The sequence below is a fragment of the Streptomyces sp. NPDC043685 genome (assembly GCF_056436585.1).
Window position 1 is genome coordinate 625,978 of the sequence record NZ_JBWKCH010000006.1, and the last position, 20,949, is coordinate 646,926.

At 74.1% G+C, this 20,949-nt stretch carries 16 protein-coding genes and 1 pseudogene; 5 read left to right on the forward strand and 12 right to left on the reverse strand.

Features of this window, described 5'->3' with window-relative positions:
- Positions 1-36: 36 nt before the first annotated feature.
- From meaB to AC0665_RS22695, 3 genes are read right to left on the reverse strand one after another with little or no spacing between them, the layout of a single operon-like run.
- Positions 37-1,029 carry a methylmalonyl Co-A mutase-associated GTPase MeaB gene (gene meaB, locus AC0665_RS22685; RefSeq protein WP_478705673.1) on the reverse strand — a complete coding sequence of 331 codons (993 nt, stop codon included), beginning with the start codon at positions 1,027-1,029 and terminating at the stop codon, positions 37-39.
- The gene (gene scpA, locus AC0665_RS22690) at positions 1,026-3,212 is read right to left on the reverse strand and encodes a methylmalonyl-CoA mutase (RefSeq protein WP_468403227.1); all 2,187 of its coding nucleotides are present in this window, start codon (positions 3,210-3,212) and stop codon (positions 1,026-1,028) included. Before scpA ends, meaB begins: the two co-directional genes overlap by 4 nt.
- Positions 3,209-5,020, reverse strand: coding sequence for a methylmalonyl-CoA mutase family protein (locus AC0665_RS22695; protein ID WP_478705674.1), 1,812 nt, complete (start codon positions 5,018-5,020; stop codon positions 3,209-3,211). Before AC0665_RS22695 ends, scpA begins: the two co-directional genes overlap by 4 nt.
- Before the next feature lie 268 nt (positions 5,021-5,288).
- Between AC0665_RS22695 and AC0665_RS22700 the strand changes: the two are divergent.
- Positions 5,289-5,690: pseudogene (locus AC0665_RS22700) on the forward strand (ATP-binding protein); the annotation flags it as partial.
- A gap of 90 nt (positions 5,691-5,780) precedes the next feature.
- Here the strand turns inward: AC0665_RS22700 and AC0665_RS22705 are convergent.
- Complete coding sequence (locus AC0665_RS22705; protein ID WP_478705715.1) at positions 5,781-7,136, reverse strand: hypothetical protein; 1,356 nt, start codon at positions 7,134-7,136, stop codon at positions 5,781-5,783.
- A 116-nt stretch (positions 7,137-7,252) separates the two neighbouring features.
- On the opposite strand from AC0665_RS22705, the gene AC0665_RS22710 reads away from it, so the two are divergent.
- Complete coding sequence (locus AC0665_RS22710; RefSeq protein ID WP_478705675.1) at positions 7,253-8,494, forward strand: molybdopterin-dependent oxidoreductase; 1,242 nt, start codon at positions 7,253-7,255, stop codon at positions 8,492-8,494.
- Positions 8,495-8,807: 313 nt separating this feature from the next.
- Here the strand turns inward: AC0665_RS22710 and AC0665_RS22715 are convergent, their stop codons facing one another.
- From AC0665_RS22715 to AC0665_RS22725, 3 genes are read right to left on the reverse strand one after another with little or no spacing between them, the layout of a single operon-like run.
- Complete coding sequence (locus AC0665_RS22715) at positions 8,808-9,566, reverse strand: class I SAM-dependent methyltransferase (RefSeq protein WP_478603818.1); 759 nt, start codon at positions 9,564-9,566, stop codon at positions 8,808-8,810.
- Positions 9,563-10,213: a TIGR04282 family arsenosugar biosynthesis glycosyltransferase gene (locus tag AC0665_RS22720; protein WP_478603816.1), complete on the reverse strand. Its 651-nt coding sequence runs from the start codon at positions 10,211-10,213 to the stop codon at positions 9,563-9,565. Before AC0665_RS22720 ends, AC0665_RS22715 begins: the two co-directional genes overlap by 4 nt.
- A complete protein-coding gene (locus AC0665_RS22725) occupies positions 10,210-10,914 on the reverse strand; it encodes a glycosyltransferase family 2 protein (protein WP_478603814.1) in 705 nt (234 codons plus the stop codon). The genes AC0665_RS22720 and AC0665_RS22725 overlap by 4 nt, the downstream gene beginning before the upstream one ends.
- Before the next feature lie 122 nt (positions 10,915-11,036).
- On the opposite strand from AC0665_RS22725, the gene AC0665_RS22730 reads away from it, so the two are divergent.
- Together AC0665_RS22730 and AC0665_RS22735 are read left to right on the forward strand one after the other, a co-directional pair.
- On the forward strand, positions 11,037-11,762 hold the full coding sequence (locus tag AC0665_RS22730; protein WP_478603811.1) for a response regulator transcription factor: 726 nt from the start codon (positions 11,037-11,039) through the stop codon (positions 11,760-11,762).
- A gap of 2 nt (positions 11,763-11,764) precedes the next feature.
- Positions 11,765-12,877 (forward strand): HAMP domain-containing sensor histidine kinase, encoded by a 1,113-nt coding sequence (locus tag AC0665_RS22735; RefSeq protein ID WP_366050360.1) that lies wholly within the window; start codon positions 11,765-11,767, stop codon positions 12,875-12,877.
- Positions 12,878-12,896: 19 nt separating this feature from the next.
- On the opposite strand, the gene AC0665_RS22740 is transcribed toward AC0665_RS22735, so the two are convergent.
- Together AC0665_RS22740 and AC0665_RS22745 are read right to left on the reverse strand one after the other, a co-directional pair.
- Positions 12,897-13,898 carry an NAD-dependent epimerase/dehydratase family protein gene (locus AC0665_RS22740; RefSeq protein ID WP_468631922.1) on the reverse strand — a complete coding sequence of 334 codons (1,002 nt, stop codon included), beginning with the start codon at positions 13,896-13,898 and terminating at the stop codon, positions 12,897-12,899.
- 100 nt (positions 13,899-13,998) lie between these two features.
- On the reverse strand, positions 13,999-14,565 hold the full coding sequence (locus AC0665_RS22745; protein ID WP_468403245.1) for a cysteine hydrolase family protein: 567 nt from the start codon (positions 14,563-14,565) through the stop codon (positions 13,999-14,001).
- A 266-nt stretch (positions 14,566-14,831) separates the two neighbouring features.
- Between AC0665_RS22745 and AC0665_RS22750 the strand changes: the two genes are divergently transcribed.
- Positions 14,832-15,950 carry a winged helix DNA-binding domain-containing protein gene (locus AC0665_RS22750; RefSeq protein ID WP_478705676.1) on the forward strand — a complete coding sequence of 373 codons (1,119 nt, stop codon included), beginning with the start codon at positions 14,832-14,834 and terminating at the stop codon, positions 15,948-15,950.
- A 101-nt stretch (positions 15,951-16,051) separates the two neighbouring features.
- Here AC0665_RS22750 and AC0665_RS22755 read toward each other — a convergent pair whose 3' ends face one another.
- The 3 genes from AC0665_RS22755 to AC0665_RS22765 all read right to left on the reverse strand — a co-directional run bounded on the left by AC0665_RS22755 (position 16,052) and on the right by AC0665_RS22765 (position 20,911).
- Positions 16,052-16,843: a S1 family peptidase gene (locus tag AC0665_RS22755; protein WP_478603804.1), complete on the reverse strand. Its 792-nt coding sequence runs from the start codon at positions 16,841-16,843 to the stop codon at positions 16,052-16,054.
- 203 nt (positions 16,844-17,046) lie between these two features.
- Positions 17,047-19,899: a helix-turn-helix transcriptional regulator gene (locus AC0665_RS22760; RefSeq protein ID WP_478603802.1), complete on the reverse strand. Its 2,853-nt coding sequence runs from the start codon at positions 19,897-19,899 to the stop codon at positions 17,047-17,049.
- A 202-nt stretch (positions 19,900-20,101) separates the two neighbouring features.
- Positions 20,102-20,911: a response regulator transcription factor gene (locus AC0665_RS22765; protein WP_478603800.1), complete on the reverse strand. Its 810-nt coding sequence runs from the start codon at positions 20,909-20,911 to the stop codon at positions 20,102-20,104.
- Positions 20,912-20,949: the final 38 nt, after the last annotated feature.

The following is a 20,949-nucleotide window of genomic DNA, read 5'->3' on the forward strand; positions in this document are numbered from 1 at the left end:
CGGGTATGCGGAATCGCCGTCCCCGCCGGCCGGAGCTCAGGAAGACGCCGCTCCGGTACCGCCCAGCGCGCCGAGGATCCGCTCGGCCGCCAGGGTCGGGGTCAGCTCGCCCTGTCTGACCTGTTGTTCCAGCACCGGCGCCAGCGCCCGGACCGCCGGGTCGGCCCGCAGCCGGCCGAGGAGTTCGTCGCGGACCATGGTCCAGGTCCAGTCGACCTGCTGGTCGCGGCGCTTGACGGTGAGCCGGCCCGTGGAGTCCAGCAGGGTGCGGTGCTGCTCCAGGCGCTCCCACACCGCGTCCAGGCCGGTCGCCTCGCGGGCACTGCAGTGCAGCACCGGCGGCGTCCAGAAGGCGTCCTTGCCGTGCATCAGCCTCAGCGCGCCCGCCAGTTCCCGCGCGGCGGCCCGGGCGTCGCGCTCGTGCGGCCCGTCCGCCTTGTTGACGGCGATCACGTCGGCCAGCTCCAGCACACCCTTCTTGATGCCCTGGAGCTGGTCGCCGGTGCGGGCGAGGGTGAGCAGCAGGAAGGTGTCGACCATGTTCGCGACGGCCGTCTCCGACTGGCCGACGCCGACGGTCTCCACCAGGATCACGTCGTAGCCGGCCGCCTCCATCACCACGATCGACTCGCGGGTGGCCTTGGCGACGCCGCCCAGCGTGCCCGCGGTGGGGGAGGGGCGCACGAACGCCGCCGGGTCCACGGCCAGGCGCTCCATCCGGGTCTTGTCGCCCAGGATGGAGCCGCCCGTGCGGCTGGAGGACGGGTCGACGGCCAGCACCGCGACCCGGTGCCCGAGCGAGGTGAGCAGCGTGCCGAAGGCGTCGATGAACGTCGACTTGCCCACGCCGGGCACCCCGCTGATCCCGATCCGCCGGGCCCGGCCGCTGTGCGGCAGCAGGGCCGTCAGCAACTCCTGGGCCAGCGCGCGGTGTTGGGGCCGGGTCGACTCGACGAGTGTGATCGCGCGGGCGATGATCGCCCGCTTGCCGTCGAGCACGCCCTTCACATACGCGTCGACATCGATCACAGGTCGTGCCCGAGGTCGTCCGACAGCCGCTTCACCAGGTCGTACGCCGCGTCCGGGATCACCGTCCCGGGCGGGAAGACGGCCGCCGCGCCCATCTCCAGGAGCGTGGGCACGTCCTGCGGCGGGATCACACCGCCGACCACGACCATGATGTCCTCGCGGCCCTCCTCGGCCAGCGCCTCGCGCAGCGCCGGGACGAGGGTGAGGTGACCGGCCGCCAGCGACGAGACGCCGACGATGTGCACGTCCGCCTCGACGGCCTGCCGGGCCACCTCGGCGGGCGTCTGGAACAGCGGGCCGACGTCCACGTCGAAACCGAGGTCGGCGAAGGCGGTGGCGATCACCTTCTGGCCGCGGTCGTGGCCGTCCTGGCCCATCTTGGCGACCAGGATGCGCGGGCGGCGGCCCTCGGCCTCCTCGAAGGCGGACACCAGGGTGCGGGTGCGGTCCACGCTCGGGGAGTCTCCCGTCTCGTTGCGGTACACGCCGGTGATGGTACGGATCTGGCTCGCGTGCCGGCCGTACACCTTCTCCAGGGCGTCGGAGATCTCCCCGACGGTGGCCTTGGCGCGGGCCGCGTGCACGGCCAGCTCCAGCAGGTTGCCCTCGCCCGCGGCGGCCCGGGTCAGCGCGTCCAGCGCGTCCCGGCAGGCCGTCTCGTCGCGCTCGGCGCGCAGCCGCCGCAGCTTCTCGATCTGCTGGGCCCGCACCGAGGAGTTGTCGACCTTCAGCACGTCGATCTGCTCGTCGGTCTCGACCCGGTACTTGTTGACGCCGATGACCGGCTGGCGGCCCGAGTCGATCCGGGCCTGGGTGCGGGCCGCGGCCTCCTCGATGCGCAGCTTGGGGATGCCCGCGTCGATGGCCTTGGCCATGCCGCCCGCGGCCTCGACCTCCTGGATGTGCTGCCAGGCCCGCCGCGCCAGGTCGTACGTCAGCCTCTCCACGTACGCGCTGCCGCCCCACGGGTCGATGACCCGGGTGGTGCCGGACTCCTGCTGCAGGAGCAGCTGGGTGTTGCGGGCGATGCGCGCCGAGAAATCGGTCGGCAGGGCGAGCGCCTCGTCGAGCGCGTTGGTGTGCAGCGACTGGGTGTGGCCCTGGGTGGCCGCCATCGCCTCGACGCAGGTGCGCGTGACGTTGTTGAAGACGTCCTGCGCGGTCAGCGACCAGCCGGAGGTCTGCGAATGGGTGCGCAGCGACAGCGACTTGGCGTTCTGCGGGTCGAACTGCTTGACCAGCTTCGCCCACAGCAGGCGCGCCGCGCGCAGCTTGGCGACCTCCATGAAGAAGTTCATGCCGATCGCCCAGAAGAACGAAAGGCGCGGCGCGAACGCGTCCACGTCCAGGCCCGCTTCACGGCCCGCCCGGATGTACTCCACGCCGTCCGCGAGGGTGTACGCCAGCTCCAGGTCGGCCGTCGCACCGGCCTCCTGGATGTGGTAGCCGGAGATGGAGATGGAGTTGTAGCGCGGCATCCGCTGCGAGGTGAAGGCGAAGATGTCGGAGATGATCCGCATCGACGGCTTCGGCGGGTAGATGTAGGTGTTGCGGACCATGAACTCCTTGAGGATGTCGTTCTGGATGGTCCCCGCCAGCTTCTCCGCCGGTACGCCCTGCTCCTCCGCCGCCACGATGTACAGCGCCAGCACCGGCAGCACGGCGCCGTTCATCGTCATCGACACGGTCATCTTGTCCAGCGGGATCCCGTCGAACAGCTGCCGCATGTCGAGGATCGAGTCGATGGCCACGCCCGCCATGCCGACGTCACCGGTCACCCGCGGGTGGTCGCTGTCGTACCCGCGGTGCGTGGGCAGGTCGAAGGCGACCGACAGGCCCTTCTGGCCGGCCGCCAGGTTGCGCCGGTAGAAGGCGTTGGACTCCTCGGCCGTGGAGAAACCGGCGTACTGGCGGATCGTCCAGGGCTGGTTGACGTACATCGTCGGGTACGGGCCGCGCAGGTACGGCGCCGCTCCCGGGTAGGTGTCCAGGAAGTCCAGGCCCTCCAGGTCACGGCCGGTGTACAGCGGCTTGACCGCGATGCCCTCCGGGGTCTCCCACAGCAGGTCGTCGCCGCCGGAGGCGTTCTTGACCGCCGCGCGCCACTCGTCGGGGCTGCCGTCGGCGGCCGGGGTACCCAGCTCGATCCCGGAGAAGTCGGGGATGCCATGAGGGGCGGTCATCGGGCAACTCCCAGGCGGTCGAGGGTCGCGGACAGCACGGCCACGGCGTCGCAGCCCGCGAAGACGTAACCGTCGACGCCCGGGTACTCCCCTGGACGCCCGGCGAGGAACACGTGCGAGGCACCCGCCTCCTTCAGCTCCGCGGCCCGGGCCGCCGCCTGCTCCTCGTACAGGGCGTCGCTGGAGCACAGCACGGCCTCGCTCGCGCCGCTGTCCGCGAACGTGCCCCCGGTGACCGGCTCGATGCCGCCCGCCTGGAACAGGTTCGAGGCGAAGGTCAGGCGCGCGGTGTGGGCGGAGGCCGGGCCGAGCGCGGCCAGGTGGATGCGCGGCCGGGAGCCGGTCGCGGCGAGGTGGGCGTCGGACCGGGCGCGCAGCGCCTCGAACGCCTCGTCGCGCCGCACCCGCGGCAGCCCGCCGGACGGCCGCTCGGGCGCGGGCTCGCGCACGACCGGCTTCTCCGCGAGGAAGGGGAACTCGCTGACACCGGTGACGGGTTCGCGCCGCCTGGCCAGCCGGCCGGTGCGCTCCCGCCAGGTCTCGGCGAGGTCCCGCTCGACGTCCCCCGAGCGCAGGGCGGCCGCCATGCCGCCGAGCCGCTCGATACGCTGGAAGAACTCCCAGCCCGCGTGGGCGAGTTCGTCGGTGAGCCGCTCCACGTACCAGGAGCCGCCCGCCGGGTCGATCACCCGGGCCAGGTGCGACTCCTCGATGAGGATCGTGGAGGTGTTGCGGGCGATGCGGCGCGCGAACGCGTCCGGCAGGCCGAGGGCGTGGTCGAAGGGCAGCACGGTCACCGCGTCGGCCCCGCCCGCGCCCGCGGCCAGCGTGGCGATCGTCGTGCGCAGCATGTTCACCCACGGGTCGCGGCGCGTCATCATCACCGGCGAGGTGACGACGTGCTGAAGCTGCGCCCCGGCGCCCGGCGCGCCGCACACCTCGGCGACCCGCGCCCACAGCCGGCGCGCGGCCCGCAGCTTGGCGATCGTCAGGAATTGGTCGGCGGTCGCGGCGTAACGGAACTCCAGTTGCGCACAGGCCTGTTCGACGTCCAGTCCGGCTCCGTTCAGCTCCCGCAGGTACGCCACGGCGGTGGCCAGTGAGCAGCCCAGCTCCTGCGCGGCCGAACCGCCGGCCTCGTGATACGGCAGCGCGTCCACGGTGAGCGCCCGCAGTCCCGGGTACTCCCCGGCACACAGCCGGGCGAGTTCCACCGCCGGCCCGGCCTCGCAGCGCTGCCCGGTGCGGGCTTCGTGCCCGAGCGGATCCGCGCCCAGGTTTCCGCGCGCCGCCTCCGGGGCGACCCCCCGCTCTTGGAGGATCCGCAGCAACTCCCGCGCGGCGGGCTCGCTGTCGCGCCCCGCGTCCAGGACGACGGGCGCCAGATCGAGATACACGCCGTCGAGGACCCGGCCGAGGTCCGGCACCGCGATGCCGCCCTCCCCGACCGTCAGCCAGAGGGAGGTGACCCCGTTCTCCAGGTCCCCGAGCACCGCGTCACGGTCGGCAGTGGAGTGCCGTTGCCGTACGTCCCAGCCGCCGACCGTGTTCCCCTCCGCACGACCACCGCGCACAAAGGGGGTGAAACCGGGGAGGCCCGGCTCCGGCGCGGCATCACGGGAGGTGTACAGGGGACGGGTGCGCAACCCGTCCTCCAACGCGGTGGACAGGGCTTCCTCGGCCTCGGCGCCCTCGACGTCCTTGCCCGACCTGCGCAGCACACCCGCCACAAGGCGCTGCCACTGCTCATGGGGCACGTCAGGGAACTCGCCGGCCAGCTCAAGCCCGTCGTCAGGCAGGACCGTCATGCTCGGATGCTAGGTCACGGACACGAACGAGCAGCAGAGGGTGCGGCTGTGACCTTGCCCTCGCCGAGAATGTGGCCCCGGTCTCTCCCGCCGCCCCGGATCCCGCGCGGGGAAGGACGGCCGGGCGCGGGCCGGGGGAGTGCGGCGCAGAGCACACCGTATCGGGGGGTCATCGGCAGTATGTGCGGTCCGCGTCTGGGTAAGCGAACGACCGAAAGACCCCGGCACCACGAACAACAACGAAAGAGCCCCCATGGTCATCCCGCTTATGAAGCAGGCGGAAGATGAGCCGGGTGCGGACGAGCAGGCCCCCTTGCGCTGCGGCACGGTCTGGGCCGAAGGCGCGACGTGCGCGGTCGAGGCCCGCCGTGCCCTGCAGGCATTCCTCGCGCATGTCCCCCGCACCGGCCGCCCTCCCGTCCCGGCACCCCTGGCGATCGACGCCGAACTCGTCGTGAGCGAACTGGTCACCAACGCCATCCGGCACGCTCCCGGCCCCTGCGGAATGATCCTCGTGCTGTCCGGCCGAGGTCTGGCCATCACCGTGTGGGACACCTCCGGTGAGCTGCCGGTGGTCAGGCAGCGCGACGGGCGGCGTTTCGGCGGCCACGGGATGCACGTGGTGCACGCCGTCAGCGCCGACGTCACCGTGGCGCCCCTCGGTGACGGCAAGCAGATCACCGCCCATCTGCGCCCGGACGAGGGCGCGGCGGACGCCCGCGGCCTGACGCCCGGCGCCGGGAGCCGCTGCCGGCAGTCGTCACCATCCGGTGAGCAGCAGATGGTTGAGGAGCAGGGCGAGCAGCGCCTGGACGGCGAGCCAGGCGCGGGGGTGGGTGAGGAAGGCGCACGCCGGGAGCAGCCACAGGGCGAAGGGGAGCCAGATGCGTTCCGTCTCCGCCTTGCTCATGCCGCTCAGGTCGGCGACGAGCAGGGCGAGGAGCGCGGCGGCCACGAGGAACGCGAGACGGGCCCAGGCCCGCGCCTCGGTGCGACGCCGGGCCAGGACGGCCCCCGCGCGCCGCAGCCCGGCCGCCGTCGCCGGCCCGGTGATGAGCACCGTGCAGGCCAGGTTGGCCCACACCCAGTAGCCGTAGGGGCGGATGCCGCCCGCGCCCTGCCCGTAGCGCGTGACCAGCAGGTGGTAGCCCTCCCACCAGTCGAAGCCACCGAGCGTGAACACCGTGGCGACCACGGCCGGTCCGGCCAGCAGCGGCACCAGCAGGGCCGGGCGCTCCCGGACCCCCTGACGGCCGAGCACGAGGACCGCCGCCGCGATCACCGCGACGAGCGTGAGGCCGTACGACAGATAGCAGGACAGTCCGAACAGCAGTCCTGAGCCACCCGCCCACCCCATACGGGCCCGGGTGACCGCCAGAGCCAGCAGTGCCACGGCCCACGCCGCCACCGCGGCGAAGTACGCGTCGGCCGAGGTGCCCATCCACACGGCCGCCGGGGCCAGCACCAGGAAAGGAGCCGCCCGGCGGGCGAGCGCCTCGCCGGCCAGGGCGCGCAGCGTGACCAGCACGGCAACGCAGGCGGTCGCCCCCACGACCACGCACCACATCCCGGCCCAGCCCCCGCCCCGCAGCCCGGCCCGGGCGAGCAGCACGAAGGTGAGGGTGGCCGCGGGCGGATGCCCGGCGACGTGGGCGGGCCAGTTGTCGGGGGAGTCGAGCAGGATGTGCCCGGTGAAGTCCCGCAGGGCCGCCGGAATGTCGTGGAAACGGTCGATGACCTGGAGGTACTCGTAGCGGGTGGTGAGCCTGCGCGCGATGCCCCGGTGCCAGCCGTCGACCAGGGCGAGGGCGAAGGTCCATGCCAGGGCCGTGCCCCAGGCCACCGGGAGCAGGGCGCGCCAGGGGAGACGGGCCGCCAGGGCGGGCCCCTGGGCGACGGTGGCGACGGCCACCAGGAGGGCCGCCGGAGTGCCGGGCCCCGCATGCGGTCCCCAGGACGCCAGCAGCGGGGGCCAGTCGACGAACAGCGTCCGGCTGGTCTCCTGGACGCGGCGCCCGGCGAGCACCGCCGCCGTCACGAGCAGCACGGCGGCCCCGGCCGCGTACAGGTCGCGGCGCGGGCCCGGGGACGGTGTGGTGGAGGACGGGGTGCGGATCACACCGGAACGCTAGGCCGCCCGCCCGGCCGCGGACCGTCGGCCGGGCCCGACGTCAGCGTTTCGTCATGGGTCGCGCACCCTCTCGGGGGGCGTCCCCGGCCTACCGTCGGCTCATGCGAGTCGACCCCCGCGATCCACGGCTTCCCACGTCCCCCGGCTTCTGGCGCAGCCCCCTGCGCGGCCCCTGGTTCACCTCGGTGCTGGGCCTCGTCCTGCTCGCCGGCATCACCGTGCTGTTCGCGACGGGGCTCGTCTCGTACGCCGCCTACAACCCGGACCTGTCGCCGGTCAACGACAAGACCCCGGACAAGGGCGTCCTCGGCTCCTACCTGTTCGCCTGGCCGACGAACCCGCACTGGCTGTACCGGCTGAACCAGGGCGTCCACGTCACCCTCGGCATCACCCTGATCCCCGTCCTGCTCGCCAAGCTGTGGTCCGTGGCGCCGCGGCTGTTCGTCCTGCCGCCGGTCCGCTCGCTCGCCCACGCCCTGGAGCGGATCTCGCTGCTCCTGCTCGTCGGCGGCGGGCTCTTCGAGTGCGTGACCGGCGTCCTCAACGTCCAGCTGGACTACGTCTTCCCGGGCTCGTTCTACCCGCTGCACTTCTACGGCGCCTGGGTGTTCTTCGCCGCCTTCGCGGCCCACGCGGTGCTGAAGACGCCCACCGCGCTGCGCTATCTGCGGCGGCTGCGGGAGGAGAGTGACGACCTGGTGTCCCCGCGTCCCGCCGAGCCGACCGTCTCCCGGCGGGGCGCCCTGTGGCTCGTCGGGGGCGGCTCGCTGCTGCTGTTCGCCACGACAGCGGGGCAGAGTCTGGGCGGCCCGTGGCGGCGCACCGCGCTCCTCGCCCCGCACGGCGGCGGCGAACCCGGCAGCGGCCCGAACGGCTTCCAGATCAACAAGACGGCCGCCTACGCCGGGATCGACGCGGCGGAAACGGCCGGGGACGCCTGGCGGCTGGTCGTGACGGGACGCACGGGCACCATCCGCCTCAGCCGTGCCCGGCTCGCCGAACTCCCACTGTACGAATCGGCGTTGCCCATCGCCTGCGTGGAGGGCTGGTCCACGCCGGACCAAAGGTGGCGCGGGGTGCGGCTGCGTGATCTCGCGGCCCTCGTCGGCTACGAGGACGATCCGCCGGACGTGTTCGTCGAGTCGCTCCAGCGGCACGGCGCGTTCCGCAAGGCCGCCCTGCGCGCCAACCAGGTGGCCGACCCGCGGTCCCTGCTCGCCCTGTACGTCAACGGCGCGGACCTGTCCCCCGACCACGGCCACCCGGCGCGGATCATCGTGCCCGCGGCGCCCGGTGTGCTGAACACCAAGTGGGTGGCCCGGATGACGTTCGGAGACCTGTGATGCGAGGACGCCCCGTCATCGGCAGCCCCCTGCGCATCCTGCTGCTGTCCTGCTCGTTCGCCCTCGCCGCCTACGCGGGGGTGCGCCTGCTGGCCGGTGACCCGCTCGGCGTGGCGCTGTGGCTCGTGGGCGCGGCGCTGCTGCACGACCTGGTGCTGCTGCCGCTGTACGCGGCGGCGGACCGTGCGGTGGTACGGGGGCTCGGCGCGGCCCGCCGCCGGGAGTGGGTGATGTACCTGCGCGTACCGGCCGTCCTCTCCGGGCTGCTGCTCCTGGTGTGGTTCCCGCTGATCAGCGGCATGGTGGAGCGGCGCTACCGGTCCGCCACCGGGCTGCCCGCCGAGGTGTTCCTCGCGCGCTGGCTGCTGATCACCGCGGTCCTCTTCGGCGGCTCGGCGCTACTGCTGGCGCTGCGGTCGTGGCTGCTGCGCAGGGCGGCGAAGCGGCGTGCGCCCGCCGCCCACTGACCGGCCGGCTCCCAGCCCCGCGCGTGCCGCAGCAGCGCGCGGGTGCCGAGCCGCGCCCAGGGAAAGGAGTCGCCGGTGACGGTCAGGGCATCGGTGAGGTGGACGCGCACGCGTTCGTCGACGTCCGCGGGGGCGGTCTCGGCGATCAGCAGACCGCCCGGGCGCAGCAGCCCGCAGACCCGGTCCAGCAGGGCGCGCGGGTCGCCTCCGATGCCGATGTTGCCGTCCATGAGCAGGACGGTGTCCCAGCGCCCCTCACCGGGCAGCGGCTCGAAGACCGACCGGCGCAGCGCCTGTCCTCCGAGCCGCACGGTGTGCTCCACCGCTGCCTCGCTGACGTCGATCCCGAGGGCGGCCCGCCCCCGGGCGGCGAGTTCCGCCACCAGCCGCCCCGGCCCGCACCCCACGTCCAGCACGGCCCCCTCGCACCGGTCCAGCACCTCCCGGTCGACCGGGTCGGCCCGGGCGCACCAGCGCTCCACCTCGAGCGGCAGCAGCCAGCCGTCGGCGCGCCGCAGGAACAGGGGGCCGCGGCCGGCGCGCAGGGCCGCGTCGTAGGGGTCGGCGGCGGCCCAGGCCAGGGCCGGGGAGGAGGCGGTGCTCATCGGGGGCCGACCGGACGGGAGACCGGCTCGCCGACAGCCGTCCCGGCCGGACACCGGGCCAGCCGCGCCGCGAAGCGCCCCCGCGGGGCCAGCGCGGCGACCGCGCGGGCGTCGGCGGCGGTGTCGACGTCCCGCAGCCGCGGCAGATCGCGCACGCGCAGGCCCGCGGCGGTCAGCCGGGCCCGCTGCACGGCACCCGTCACCGGCACCGACATGGGAACGCCCCGCAGCAGGGCCGGGTCCGGAGATGCCAGGCCGAGGGCCCAGAAACCACCGTCCTCGGCCGGGCCGAACCAGGCGTCGCAGCCGGAGAAGTCCACGGAGAGCAGGTCCGGGGTGACCTGCGGGGTGTCCATGCCGATGAGCAGTGCCGGACCGGCGCAGCCGGCGAAGGCCTCGGCCAGCCGCTCGTCCAGACCGCCCGCGCACTGCGCCACGACGTCGAAACCGGGCGGCAGCCAGGGGCCGGGGGCACCGTCGAGCACCAGGACGCGCCGGGTGGCGGGCGTGGCCGCCACGGCGTGCAGCGTGTCCGCGAGGGCCGCTTCGGCCAGTTCGGCCGCCTGCCCGGGCGTGAACGGCGGCGTGAGCCGCGTCTTCACCCGGCCGGCTCGCGGCTCCTTGGCGATGACGAGGAGTGTGGTCACCGGACGGTCCCCCCTTCCCGCGCTTCCCGCGCGGGCATCTCGGCCAGCACGCGGCTCATGTCCCGTACGGCCTGCCAGGTGCCGCGCCAGGTGCCGGTCACCTTCGAGGCCCCGGTCCGCGGCAGATACGGCACGTCGTGCTCGGCGATCCGCCATCCCGCGTCGGCCGCGCGGACGACCATCTGGAGCGGATAACCGCTGCGCCGGTCGCTGAGGCCGAGGGTGAGCAGCGGCTCCCGGCGGGCCGCGCGCAGCGGACCGAGGTCGTGCAGACGCAGCCCGGTGCGGCGGCGCAGCATCCGGGCGAGCGCGAGATTGCCGGCCCGGGCGTGCGGCGGCCACGCCCCTCGCCCCTGCGGGCGCCGCCGCCCGAGCACCAGGTCGGCCGCACCGCCGCGCACCTCGCGCACGAAGGGGACCAGCAGCGCCGGGTCGAGCGAGGCGTCGCAGTCGCAGAAGCACACCACGTCGGCGGTGGCGGCCGTCAGCCCGGCGTGGCAGGCCGCGCCGAACCCCCGCCGGGGCTCGGTCACCACCGTCGCGCCGTGGGCGCGGGCGATGCGGGCCGAGCCGTCCGTGGAACCGTTGTCGACGACGAGTGCGCGCCAGCCCGGCGGAATCCGTTCGAGCACCCAGGGAAGGGCCTCGGCCTCGTTCAGGCAGGGCAGCACCACGTCGACGTCCGAAGGTGTCGTCGTCACGGTCTCACCCTACGAACGCGAATCGGGCATACCGGACCGACGGTCCTTACGAAACGCGGACGTCGGAGGCCGGGGCGGTGCCCGCGCCCCCGTGGGCGGCGGCGCGGTGCCAGTCTGGAGACATGCAGCAGCCGTACGAGCCCCCCAGAGCCGCGGGCGGGGCCCCCAGGGTCCTGGTCGTCGACGACGATCCGACCGTCGCCGAAGTCGTCGCCGGCTATCTGGACCGCGCCGGTTACGCGGTCGACCGCGCCGACGACGGCCCGGCCGCCCTCGCCCGAGCCGCCGCGCACCGGCCGGACCTGGTCGTGCTCGACCTGATGCTGCCCGGCATGGACGGCTTGGAGGTGTGCCGGCGGATCCGCGGCCACGGCCCGGTGCCCGTCATCATGCTCACCGCCCGGGGTGACGAGGACGACCGCATCCTGGGCCTGGAGGTCGGCGCCGACGACTACGTCACCAAGCCCTTCAGCCCCCGCGAACTCGTCCTGCGCGTGGAGTCGGTGCTGCGCCGCAGCCGGCCCTCCGCCACCGGGGAACGGTGGGAAGCGGCCGGCCTCACCGTGGAACCGGCGGCTCGCCGGGCCACCAAGAACGGCGCCGAACTCGCCCTTACCCTACGCGAGTTCGACCTGCTCTCCTTCTTCCTGCGGCACCCGGGACGGGCCTTCGGCCGCGAGGACCTGATGCGCGAGGTCTGGGGGTGGGACTTCGGCGACCTGTCGACCGTCACCGTCCACGTCCGCCGCCTGCGCGGCAAGGTCGAGGACGACCCGGCCCGGCCCCGCCTCATCCGGACGGTGTGGGGCGTGGGCTACCGCTTCGAACCGGGCGAAGGGGACGACTGACCGTGCGCGACATCCTCCTGATCGCCCTGTACGCCTTCGCGGGCGCCGCCGTGACGGGGCTGGCCGGAGCGGGCGTCCTGCGTCTGATCCGCCGCCGTTCGCTGACCGTCTCGCTGGCGGTGGTGGCGGGGGTCGGCGTCGTCGCCATGCTCGCGGGCACGCTCGCCGTCGCCTGGGCGATGTTCCTGTCGCCGCACGACCTGACCGTCGTCACGACCGTCGTCGCCATGGCGGCCGTCGTCTCCCTGGCCACCGCGCTGCTGCTGGGCCGCTGGGTCGTCGCCCGCAGCCGCGAACTCGCCGTGGCCGCGCGGTCCTTCGGCGACGGCGGGCACTTCGCCGCACCCGACGGCCCCGCCACCGCCGAACTCGCCGCGGTGAGCCGCGAGCTGGCGGTCACCAGCGCCCGGCTCGCCGAGTCCAGGGACCGGGAACGCGCCCTGGAGACCTCCCGCCGGGAACTCGTCGCCTGGATCTCGCACGACCTGCGTACGCCGCTGGCCGGTCTGCGCGCCATGTCGGAGGCACTGGAGGACGGCGTCGCCGCCGACCCGGACCGCTACCTCAAGCGGATGCGGACCGAGGTCGAACGCCTCAACGACATGGTCGGCGACCTCTTCGAACTCTCCCGCATCCAGGCCGGCGCCCTGGCCCTGACGCCCACCAGGATGTCCCTGTACGACCTGGTCGGCGACGCCCTCGCGGGCGCCGACCCGCTCGCCCGCGCGCACGGGGTACGGCTGGTGGGCGGCCGTGTCGAGCCGGTGCCGGTCGAGGTGGACGGCAGGGAGATGAGCCGCGTCCTGGGCAATCTGCTGGTCAACGCCATCCGCAGGACCCCGGCCGACGGCACCGTCGCGATCGCCGCCGAGCGTTCTCCCGAAGGGGTCGTCCTGTCCGTGACGGACGGCTGCGGGGGCATCCCCGAGGAGGACCTGCCGCGCGTCTTCGACACCGGCTGGCGCGGCACGCACGCCCGGACGCCCCCGGCCGGGGCGGGCCTGGGCCTCGCCATCGTCCGCGGCATCGTGGAGGCCCACCAGGGCCGGGCCGGCGTACGCAACATCCCCGGAGGCTGCCGCTTCGAGGTGGTCCTCCCGGCGGCCGCGTCCTGACCACGGCCGCCCCCCGGCCCTATGCCTCGCGCATCCCGGCCCGGGCGAATTCCCGCATGCCCTCCTCGAACGGGGTCGTGGGCTTCCAGCCGCACTCGTCCCGCAGGCGAGAGGAGTCCGCGGTGATGTGCCGCACGTCCCCGAGCCGGTACTCACCCGTGACGACGGGCTCGGGCCCGCCGTACGCGGCGGCCAGCGCCCGCGCCATCTCTCCCACGGTGTGCGGGTCACCGCTGCCGGTGTTGTACGCGGTGAGCGCACCCGGCGCGGCCGGGGCCTCCAGCGCCACCGCGTTCGCCGCCGCCACGTCCCGGACGTGCACGAAGTCCCTGCGCTGCCGCCCGTCCTCGAACACCCGGGGGGCCTCGCCCCGGGCGAGCGCCGAACGGAAGAAGGAGGCGACACCGGCGTAGGGGGTGTCCCGCGGCATGCCCGGCCCGTACACGTTGTGGTAGCGCAGGGATACCGCCGACCCGCCGGTGCAACGGGCCCAGGCGGCCGCCAGATGCTCCTGGGCGAGCTTCGTCGTCGCGTACACATTGCGCGGATCGGCCGGGGCGTCCTCGCCGACCAGCCCGGCGGCCAGGGCCTGTCCGCACACCGGGCACGCGGGCTCGAACCGGCCCGCGTCCAGATCGGCCACCGCCCGCGGCCCGGGCCTCACCACCCCGTCCCGGGCGCACACGTACCGCCCCTCCCCGTAGATCACCATCGACCCGGCGAGCACGAGGCGTCGTACACCCGCCCGCGCCATGGCCGCGAGCAGCACGGCCGTCCCGAGGTCGTTGTGCGCGACGTAGTCGGCCGCGTCGAGGACCCCGTCGCCGAGCCCCACCATCGCGGCCTGGTGGCACACGGCGTCCACCCCGGCCAGGGCACGGCCCACGGCCGCGGAGTCCCGCACGTCGGCCGCGGGATCCTCCCGCACGTCGAACACGATCGCCTCGTGTCCCCGCTCCCGCAGGGCGGCGACCACATGGGACCCGATGAACCCGGCACCGCCGGTGACCAGTACACGCATACCGGCACGCTAGGCGCACCCTGCCGCCGCCTCACGCGAGCGAGGCCGTACGTCATGACTCCGTAAGACGGCGCCGGTTCCGGCGCGACGCGGACGGGCGTCAGGCGCCGCGCTGGAAGTCGATCTCCTTCGCCGTCAGGATCCTGGCGCCCATGTTGCGCTCCATCATCTCCAGGGCCGCCGACGCCAGGTGCGGATGGATGGAGGCGACGGCGTCCTTGGGCACCGTGACCTCCAGGTGACGGATGTGCGCGTCCAGCGCCGAGTACAGGACGCACTGCTCGGTGACCTGACCGGTCATGACCACGTGCCCCACGCCCAGGCTCCACAGGAGGTAGGACAGGGGTGTCTCGAAGAAGACCGAGTGGCGGGCCTTCATGACGAAGAGCGACTGATCGTCGGGTCGGATCGGCTCGATCAGACGGGCGTTCGGCTGGGACAGGGCCGCGTCGACCAGCTCTCCGTGGTGCGAACGCCACAGCCCGAAGTTGTCGTTCACGTAGATCACGGGAACGTCCGCCTCCCGCGCCCGGCCGAGCAGCTCGGTCAGGACGGGAACCACCTCTTCGACGGACGGCACGAGCAGCTCGGCGTCCTCGTGGTCGTACGTGTTGATCATGTCGATCACGATCAGTGCCGACCGCGACGGGTCCGCTCCTCGTTCCATGCCCTCCACCGTCCGTCCGGTGTGGTCATTCATGGGGTGGGGCGAGATCGGATGGGGGTGGAGGTCGGAGCATCGGTTCTCCCGAGTGGAGCGGGTGGTGCGGGTGCCGGGAACGCGCTTCTGAGTACCCGGTGGCGCGGCGGGCGTAACAATCACCGACGCCCGGACCCGCCGGCACCTGGTGGTGCGGACGGGTCGGCACGCCACGGCTCACCGCCCGCGGTCGCGGCCAGAACCTGTCCGCAAGTCCCGCTACCGTGCCTCACATGACGAACACCAGGCGCAGCGTCACCGGCACGGCACCCCTGCTCGACGCGCGTGCCCTCAACCGCGCGACCCTCGACCGGCAGTTGCTCCTGCGGCCGGCCCGGCTCTCCGCGGCGGCGGCCGTCGAGCATCTGCTCGGGCTCCAGGCGCAGAACGTCAAACCCCCGTACTACGCGCTCGCCGCCCGGCTCGACGGCTTCACGCCCGAGGCGCTGTCCCGGCTGATGGCGGACCGCGAGGCCGTCCGGATCGTCACCATGCGCTCCACCATCCACACCCACACCGCGGACGACTGCCTCACCCTGCGGCCGCTGGTGCAGCCCGCCCGGGACCGGGAACTGGTCGCCTTCCGCGCCGGACTCGCCGGTGTCGACCTGGACCGGCTCGCCGCCATCGCCCGCGAGCTGGTCGAGGCCGAGCCCCGCACCATGAAGCAGCTGCGCGAGGCCCTGCTCCAGGAGTGGCCCGACGCCGACCCGCAGTCCCTGGCCGTCGCCGCCCGCTGCCGGCTCCCTCTCGTGCAGGTCACCCCGCGCGGCCTGTGGGAGCGCAGCGGGCAGGTCAGTCTCACCACCGCGGAACACTGGCTCGGCCGCCCCGCGCAGCCCGCACCCACGCCCGACACGGTCGTCCTGCGCTACCTCGGCGCCTTCGGCCCGGCCTCGGTGAAGGACATGCAGGCCTGGGCCGGCATGACCCGTCTGCGCGACGCCTTCGAACGCCTGCGCCCCCGGCTCGTGACCTTCCGGGACGCGAGCGGCGTCGAACTCTTCGACCTTCCGGACGCCCCCCGGCCCGACCCGGACACCCCCGCGCCACCACGCTTCCTGCCCGAGTTCGACAACCTGCTGCTGTCGCACGCCGACCGCACGCGTGTCGTCCCGCCCGCGTACCGGGGCCGCTCCTGGAAGGGCAACATGGCCTACCGCTCGCTCCTCGTCGACGGCTTCCTCGCCGGACTGTGGCGGCTGGCGGAGGACGCCCTCGTGATCGAGCCGTTCGGGCACCTCACCCGGAAGCAGCGGGACGAGGTCACCGCCGAGGGGGAGCGGATGCTGCGGATCATGCACCCGCGGACGCCGTACGACATCCGCTTCGGCGCCGTACGGACCCAGTAGGCCGCCGCACGGCATGGAGAGGGGGCGTTGCGGGCCGCTCGTGGAGGCCCGCAACGCCCCCTGGTCTTTCACCTGAGGGTTGCTCAGGAGCTAGCGGGCGGTCACGAGTTGACCTGCGTCGTGACCAGGTTGGAGAAGGTGGTCAGCCGGGTGTAGACACCCGGGTAACCGGCCTGGGCGCAGCCCTCGCCCCAGGAAGTGATGCCTGCCAGGACTCCCCCGATGAGCAGGGGGCCGCCGCTGTCGCCCTGGCAGGTGTCCACGCCGCCGGAGGTGTATCCGGCGCACACCATGTCGCTCTTCACGAAGTCGGAGCCGTAGGAGCTCGCGCAGCCGGAGTCGGACACGGTCGGTACGGTCGCGGTGCGCAGCTGGTTGGAGCTGCTGCCGTTGGAGGAGGTGGTGCCCCAGCCGAGGATGCGGGCGGTGGTGCCGGCCGCGTACACCGAGGTCTGGGAAGAGGAGACGTACTTCGCCGGGGTGTACGGCATCGACGTCGACAGCGTCAGCACGGCCACGTCGTCGCCCTTGGTGGCGTCGGTGTAGCTCGGGTGGATCCATATCTTGCTGACTCTGCCGACCGTGCCGTTGGTGCCGTTGAGGTAGGTGCGGCCACCGACGACCCGCACGCTGCTGGTGGTCTCGCCGACCATGCAGTGCGCGGCGGTGACGACCTTCGTGGGCGAGACCAGCGTGCCGCCGCAGAACTGGTTCTGCGAGGCGTCCGTGATCTGCATGACGAACGGGTAGGCGGACGCCGTGGTCGTGGTACCGCCGACGATCGGCTGGGGTGCGGCGACGGCCGTGGGAGCGGCGAGCAGCGCGGTCGTGGCGGCGGCGGCGGTCGCCGCGGCGACGGCGGCGGCCTTCTTGGCAGTGCTGAGCCCGAACATGGGTCTCCTTGGGGAGTTGCCGGTGGGGGGTCGCGCGGGTGGTGGTGCACGGGGACCCCGACGTCATTGTTCGGATCCCCGTGTGCCCGGCGAGCGGCACGCCCCCAAGCTAGAGCCAGGGCGAGGGGGCTCCCAATGAGGGAACCCCCTAAGGGAGTTGGGCAGGGATAACCCTCGGTCGGGCCCCGTAAACCCAGGTGGGGTCAGGTGGTGCGGCGGCCGGCGGCCAGCCGGACGATGTCCACGCGCGAGCGGATCCCGAGCTTGCGGTAGACCCGGGTCAGAGTCGCCTCGACGGTCTTGACGCTGATGAACAGGCGCCCCGCGATCTCCCGGTTGGTCGCGCCCTCCATCACCAGCGAGGCGACCTGACGCTCCATCGCGGCCAGCCCCTCCAGCGCGTCGAGGGCGACGGCCGGCGTGGCGGCGGGCGGCTGAACCGTCGCCGGGCCGGCCTGCGCGGCGGCGTCGACCTGCCGCAGCCAGGGCAGCGCGCGGCAGCGCCGGAACAGCCGCGCGGCCTCGTCGTACGACACCGGACCCGGCAGGGGCCGCGCGCCGGCCCGCGGGGACGCGGCGGCCTGCGCGCGCAGCCGGGCCAGCACGAAGGCGGCGCGGGCCTCCTCCAGTCCGTAGCCGAGCCGGCCGAGCCGGTCCTGCACGGACGTCAACCGCACGGCGGCGGCCTCGTGTTCGCCGCGTGCCGCCCGCACCAGCGCCTCGGCGCGGTCGAGGACGGCCAGCACGCTCTGCCGGCCCAGCCGCAGCGCGTGCGCCCGGGTCGTGTCGATGACGTCCTGCGCCTCGCCCGGCTCGCCGATGCGGACCAGGGCCTCCGCGAGGTCGCCGTGCCAGCGCCCGCGCCCGGGGTCGTTGATGCCGAGGCCCTGCTCCAGCTCCCGCACCCGGCGCAGCGAGCGGACGCTGGCGGCCGGGTCGCCGGCCACCAGCTGGGCGTAGCCCAGCGCCGCCAGGGCCCGGGACAGATACATCTGGTCCCCGTCGACCTCGGCGTGGTCCGCCGCCTCCCGGGCGAGGGCCAGCGCCCGGTCGACGTCCCCGGCGGAGGCCTCCGCGAGGGAGGCGAGCATGGCCGAGGCGCCCTCGCCGATCCCGGAGTCCCGGGCCAGCCGCAGGCTCTCGCGGGCCAGGTCCAGTGCGCGGCCGCAGTGCCCGGAGCGCAGTTCCGTGTCGGCGAGGAAGCGCAGGAAGTGCACCTCGCTCTCGACCATGCCGCGCCGGCGCACCTCGCGCAGCAGCGCGGTGATGGTGGCCCGGGCCTCGGGCAGCTGGTCACTCATGATCAGCCAGCGGAACCGGGCCGACCCGGCGCCGTTGTGGTGGCAGGCCACATAGGGGTCCTGGGGTTCCTTCAGCGCCCGCTTGACGGTCACGGGGGCGTCCGGGTGGCCCATCAGGGTCTCGGTGGAGGCCTGGAACGACAGCGCCATCAGCTCGGTGCGCCGGTCCCCGCCCCGGGCGGCCAGCTCCGCCGCGTGCGCGGCCTCCTGGCGGGCCTCGGCGAAGTCGCCCTCGACGACCAGACCGCGCCAGGCCAGCTGGTAGTGGACCAGGGCGAGGAGGCCCGGGTCGTCGCCCGCGTCGGCCAGGACCTGCGGGAAGACGGCGTCGACCTCGCCCAGGGCCTGCCCGGCGGCCTCGATGACCACCATCCAGGCCCGGACCCGCTCGGCGGGCACGGTGGCACGCGTCAGTACGTCGCGTGCGATGTCCCGGGCGAGATCGGCCTCGCCGGCGGTGATCGCGTCCTCCGCGGCCTGCAGGCGCCGCTCGTCGGGGCCCGGGATGCTGTCCGCCGGGGTGTGCCGGGCGGCCAGCAGCCCGAGCGAGGCGGCGACGGAGGGGGCGCCGCGGTCCCGGGCCAGCGCGCCCGCCTCGGCGAGCCGGGCCGCCACGTCCGGGTCGGTGCCGGTGGTCGCCAGGGCCAGGTGCCGGGCCCGCTCGATCGGATCGGAGGCCGCCGTGGACAGCGCGGCGTGCACGGCCCGCCGCTCCTGCGCCGGCGCCTCCGCGTACAGCGCCGCCGAGATCAGCGGATGCGCGAACCGCAGGGCCGGTGCCTCGGGGTCCGTGGTCAGCAGCCCCAGGGCCGCCGCCTGGGCCGTCTCGGCCTCGGCGTGCTCCCGCCCGGCCGCGTGCAGCAGCGCCAGTGTGGGACGGGCACCGGCGCTGGCCACGAGGAGGGTGCGGCGCGCCTCGTCGGACAGCATCTCCAGCCGGTTCAGCACCAGGGCCCGCAGGGAGGTGGGCACCGGCAGCGGCTCACCGGGCCGGGGCCGGGCCGGGCTCTCGGCCAGCGCCCGGCCCAGCTCCAGCGCGAAGAGCGGGTTGCCGCCGCTGGTGCGGTGGATGTCGCGGACCGTCGAACGGGACAGCGGTGTGTAGCCGCGGTGGTCGAGCAACGCCGAGACCTGCGTGCGGTTCAGCGGACCCAGCCGCACGGCCAGCGTGTCGGGCGGGGACGCCGGGAGATGACGGTCGTACTCCTGGCCCTCGGTCCGCACCGCGCACAGCATCTGCACGGGCGTGTCACCCAGCCGGCGGGCCGCGAAACCGAGCAGCTCCGCACTGGCGGCGTCCAGCCACTGCAGGTCGTCGGCGACCACGAGCACCGGGCCCTTGGCGGCGAGGGCACGCAGCGCCGACAGCACGGCCAGCCGCAGCGCCAGACCGTCCCGCTGGAGCGTGGACTCGCCGCGGCCGGTGAGCGCCGACTCCAGGGCGGTGCGCTGGGCGCCGGGCAGCGCACCGGACACGTCGTCCAGCACCAGTCCGAACAGGTCCGCCAGGGCCAGGAAGGGCAGGTGGGATTCCGACTCGGTCGCCGAGCAGCGCAACACCGTCCGGTCCGCGCCGCCGTAATCCGCGGCCAGCGCCCGCAGGACCGTCGACTTTCCAATTCCGGCCGGGCCGTGCAGCAGCACGCTGCCCCCTCGGCCGAGCTGCTCACGCGCCGACGTGAACAGATCCTCCCGGCCGATGACCAGGTCGGGGCGGCTCCTGGGAGGCTCCTGGAAGTCCCGTCGCACGGTCACCTCTCCCCTCCCTGTGTCGTGTCCTGGCCAATATTAGGCAACAGCTGTTTGAATTTCGGAGGGACGGTGTCGTGAGGGAAATAACAACACAGGCAGGCCGGTGAATTCAGCGGAGTCCCGAATGCCGGAACACAGGGCCGGCGCCCCGTCGGGACTTCGTCGGCCCAGCGATCGGACAGGCATCTCGGAAAGCACCACAAACCTACGGCAACCACCCCGCCCGTCGCGCGGCGACCACGGCCTCGCCACGGGTACGGGCCCGCAGCTTCCGCATCGCCGACCGCAGGTACCCCTTGACGGTCTCGGGCGTCACCCCCAGCCGCTCCGCGGCCACCGCGTTCGTGGCCCCCGCGGCGACGCACGCCAGCACGTCCACCTCGCGCGGCGCGAGCCGGACCCGGGCCGCGGAGCCCGTGTCGGCCGTCAGCAGCGCACACGCGCCGAGCAGCTCAGCGCGCAGTTCCGGGTCCGTGATCCGCGGGGCCAGCGCCCGCAGCGCCGAGTGCGCCTCCCGCACCTGCTCCCACCCCGGGCCCGTCCCGGCCCCGGCGGCGAGCGTGCGGGCCTCGTCCCGGACGACCAGCGCCCGCTCCACGTCCCGCGCTGCCTCGACGGCCGTGTCCAGCATCCGCCCGCCCAGCGGCAGAGCCGTGCGCAGCGCCCCGTACAGCACCCCGCGCACCCGGTTGCGCACCACCACCGGCACGGCCAGCACCGAGCGCAGCCCCTCCGCGGCCACGGGCGCGTCGTACTCGTGGCTGATCTGCCGCGACGCCGAGTAGTCCGTCACCACGCACGGACGGGACAACGCCACCGTCTTGCCGCCCAGACCGGTGCCGGACGTCACCACCAGCGACCGCAGCGCATGGGTGGCCGTGCCGCTCAGCTCGCTGATGCGCATCTGCTGCCCGGCCTCCATCAGGCCGCCGAAGGCGACCGGGAGACCCGTGCCGCGCCGCAGACGCAGCAGCGCGTTGCGGATCTCGGCCGCGTCGGACGCGTCTGCTGTCACCTGAATCGCCCCTTCACTACGGCCCCGGTGCGGCCGCA

Excerpts from the sequence above, each read along its gene's own strand:
- AC0665_RS22715 (WP_478603818.1), bottom strand. The coding sequence starts at position 9,566 with ATGAGCACCGCCTCCTCCCCGGCCCTGGCCTGGGCCGCCGCCGACCCC.
- AC0665_RS22755 (WP_478603804.1), bottom strand. The coding sequence starts at position 16,843 with ATGTTCGGGCTCAGCACTGCCAAGAAGGCCGCCGCCGTCGCCGCGGCG.
- scpA (WP_468403227.1), bottom strand. The coding sequence starts at position 3,212 with ATGACCGCCCCTCATGGCATCCCCGACTTCTCCGGGATCGAGCTGGGT.
- AC0665_RS22695 (WP_478705674.1), bottom strand. The coding sequence starts at position 5,020 with ATGACGGTCCTGCCTGACGACGGGCTTGAGCTGGCCGGCGAGTTCCCT.
- AC0665_RS22745 (WP_468403245.1), bottom strand. The coding sequence starts at position 14,565 with ATGGAACGAGGAGCGGACCCGTCGCGGTCGGCACTGATCGTGATCGAC.
- AC0665_RS22740 (WP_468631922.1), bottom strand. The coding sequence starts at position 13,898 with ATGCGTGTACTGGTCACCGGCGGTGCCGGGTTCATCGGGTCCCATGTG.
- AC0665_RS22730 (WP_478603811.1), top strand. The coding sequence starts at position 11,037 with ATGCAGCAGCCGTACGAGCCCCCCAGAGCCGCGGGCGGGGCCCCCAGG.
- AC0665_RS22710 (WP_478705675.1), top strand. The coding sequence starts at position 7,253 with ATGCGAGTCGACCCCCGCGATCCACGGCTTCCCACGTCCCCCGGCTTC.
- AC0665_RS22750 (WP_478705676.1), top strand. The coding sequence starts at position 14,832 with ATGACGAACACCAGGCGCAGCGTCACCGGCACGGCACCCCTGCTCGAC.